This is a genomic window from Pseudomonas sp. Sample_9 (assembly GCF_004307535.1).
GTDB classification, from domain to species: Bacteria; Pseudomonadota; Gammaproteobacteria; order Pseudomonadales; family Pseudomonadaceae; genus Aquipseudomonas; species Aquipseudomonas mercuritolerans.
In genome coordinates this window covers 1-2,782 of sequence record NZ_RAZO01000122.1, presented here as the reverse complement: position 1 = coordinate 2,782, position 2,782 = coordinate 1, and the positions used below count along the sequence as shown (strand labels likewise).

General features: G+C 62.9%; 3 protein-coding genes. All 3 read right to left on the bottom strand.

All coding sequences use genetic code 11. The features are described 5' to 3' along the window. A partial coding sequence (gene hcnC / locus D6877_RS06550; RefSeq protein WP_130910258.1) for a cyanide-forming glycine dehydrogenase subunit HcnC occupies positions 1-992 on the bottom strand: 992 nt, incomplete at its 3' end. Further along, complete coding sequence (gene hcnB, locus D6877_RS06545) at positions 985-2,394, bottom strand: cyanide-forming glycine dehydrogenase subunit HcnB (protein ID WP_130910257.1); 1,410 nt, start codon at positions 2,392-2,394, stop codon at positions 985-987. The genes hcnB and hcnC, both read right to left, overlap by 8 nt. After that, positions 2,391-2,705 carry a (2Fe-2S)-binding protein gene (locus D6877_RS06540; protein WP_130910256.1) on the bottom strand — a complete coding sequence of 105 codons (315 nt, stop codon included), beginning with the start codon at positions 2,703-2,705 and terminating at the stop codon, positions 2,391-2,393. Before D6877_RS06540 ends, hcnB begins: the two co-directional genes overlap by 4 nt. Positions 2,706-2,782: the final 77 nt, after the last annotated feature.

The following is a 2,782-nucleotide window of genomic DNA, read 5'->3' as shown; positions in this document are numbered from 1 at the left end:
AGCTCCGGCAGACAGCGCACCGCGCCCTGCACCAGCCCGGCGATTTCCGGGTAGGTGGTGGTGACGTCGAAGCCTTTGTCTTCGGTGGTGCTGCCGATAAGGATTTCGCCGTTGTCCTTTTGCGCCACGTAGCAATCGCTGGTGGTCAGGCAGCCGTTAAGGATTTTCGGCATGCGTTCGGTCAGCAGGATCTGCCCTTTCACCGGTTTCACCGGAATACGAATTCCCGTCGCCCACTCGCTCAAATCCGCCGCCCAGGCACCGGCGGCGTTGATCAGCGTCTTGCAGTGAAACACGCCCGCTTCTGCCGTCTGCACGCCGGTCACACGAGTGCCGTGATGCAACACGCCGGTGACGTTGGTGTTGACGAAGATATCGACGCCGTTCTGCCGCGCGCCTTCCATGTAGGCATCCGCGAGGCGGAACGGGCTGACCTGATGATCGCAGAGAAACTCCAGCGCCCCGCGCGCCTCATGGCTGACACTCGGTTCGGCCGCGCGCAACGCCGCTTGATCGAGCCAGCGCACCTGATCGGCCAGATGCGGAATGCAGCCGACGATGTGCTCGGCGTAGAGCCGATCTTCGTCGTCATAGATCACGAATTTCAATCCGGTCTTTTCGAACTTGCAATCCATGCCGTGGTTGTCTTTCAGCTCGCGATGCAGCGCCGGGTACAGCGCATTGGATTGCAAGGCAAAATCGAAAAACGACTGCGGCAGAATATGCGGCGTACTGGCGTCCACCGCCACCGCCGCGCCCTGGGTTTCGCGCTTGCGGTTGGCCGACATCATGCGAAAGAAAATCACCCCGCAGCCGAGGCCGACCGACTCGCCGATCGCCCATAAACCTCCCGCCGAAGCACGGGTCGCATTGCCGGGGCGCTTGGCGTCGATCAGTGCCACCTTGAGATCTTTGCGTTTGGACAATTGGTAGGCGCAGGAGGCGCCGATCACGCCGCCACCGGCAATGACCACGTCGTAGAACTTACTCATGGCAAGCGCCCTCCGTGCCGAGGGACTGGAACGCGGAAAACGGTACCGGATCGATTGGAAAGCGCGGGCGCAGCCAACCGACATCCTGACGTCCGGTGGCCTGGCGCAGGCGATCGCTGCAATAGCCGACGCACATCCGCCCCTGACAATCGCCCATGCTCACGCGGGTGCGCATTTTCAGGCTGGCGATGTCTTGCACACCCTGCTCCAGCGCCAGATCGATGTCGGCGCGGGTCGCATGTTCGCAGCGGCAGATCACCGTGTCGGCTGCGGGCAAAGCGATCTGACCAACGCCGCGCTCGGTGTAGCGATCCACCGCCGCACGAAAGCGCACGATCGCTCTGAGCTTGCTCGCGTAACGATCGCGGCGCACCCGGGCCAGCTCGGCGTCGAGCACACCGCGTTGCAGCAGGATCGAAGTGGCGGCGATCTTGCCGGCGAGCATCGCCGCTTCGCCGCCGCGGATCCCGCCCATGTCGCCGGCCAGATGCACATGCGCCACGCTGCTTTGCTGCCAGACATTGGCGTGGGCACGCAGGTAGCCATCGTCGCTGAAGCCGTGATCAAGGCCCATCTGCTGGCTCAATTGCGTGCGCGGAATAAACCCGTAACCCACCGCCAGCGTCTGCGCTTCGAAGCGCTCGACCCGCGACAGATCCGCCTCCCACGTCGACGAATACGGCGCGACGCTGACGCTTTTCAATTCGCCCTCGCCGTGGGCCTCAACCACGCCCCAGCCATAGTTCATCGCTATGCCGTGCAGCTTCAGATAAGCGAGCATGCTCAAGCCGTCGAGAAACAGCTGCGGCTTGTTCAGCAGCGCCAGACTCTCGCGGGCGATCTTGCCGAATGCGCAAGCCTCATAGACGCCGGCGACGCGCACGCCAGACGCATGTAACTGGGTCGCGACAAGCGGCAGCAACGGCCCGGTGCCGGCGATGATCACCGGCCCTTGCGGCTTGACCACGCCACTCTTGATCTGCAACTGCAGGCCGCCGAGCAGGATCACTCCCGGCAACGTCCAGCCGGGAAACGGTACGCTGCGTTCATGGCAACCGGCGGCCAGCAGCAGTTGCGGATAAGCGATCTCATGCAGCTGTTCATCGCCATCGAGCACCACCAGAGCGCGAGTGCCTTCAGCGCCGACCACGCGATGGTTGAGACGTACGTCGATCAGCCCTGACTGCTGCTGAAATTCACCGTGCAGTTTGTCCAGTGCTTCGGAATAACGCGGCCCGAGATAATCCAGTTGCACACCATCACGCAGCGGCCCGCGATAGACCACGCCGCCGAGGCGCGAAGCCTCTTCGAGCAAGGTGCAGCGCACGCCGTGGCGCGCCAGTTCGATGGCCGCCGCCATCCCCGCCGGCCCGCCGCCAACGATCAACGGTTGCAGGCTCATACAACCTCCTGCGCGACGACGCGGTTGACTCGGGTTTCGATCTGCATACCGTCGCGGACCACGGTCTGGCAGGCGCGGCGTTTGTGCCGACCGTTGATTTTCACCAGGCAGCACTGGCACACGCCCATGCCGCAATAGGCGCCGCTGATCTGATCGTGATCGTTGCGTGCAACCTGGCGCACGCCGAGGGACTGGATGACGCTGAGAACGGTTTCGCCGATGGCGGCGCTGACCGCTTGGCCATTGATGTGCACGGTCATGTCCGCCTGCACCAAGGGCTGGATATCGAAGGTTCTTTCTAGGCAGTTCATTTACGGTGTTCGTCCGTGAAGATTCAGTTGAGGTTGTGACAGCTCCTTGCTGCACTACGCCTCGTCGACGCTTTTAT

Bases quoted from the DNA above. Each gene is read 5' to 3' on its own strand.
- hcnB (WP_130910257.1), bottom strand. From the start codon at position 2,394: ATGAGCCTGCAACCGTTGATCGTTGGCGGCGGGCCGGCGGGGATGGCG.
- D6877_RS06540 (WP_130910256.1), bottom strand. From the start codon at position 2,705: ATGAACTGCCTAGAAAGAACCTTCGATATCCAGCCCTTGGTGCAGGCG.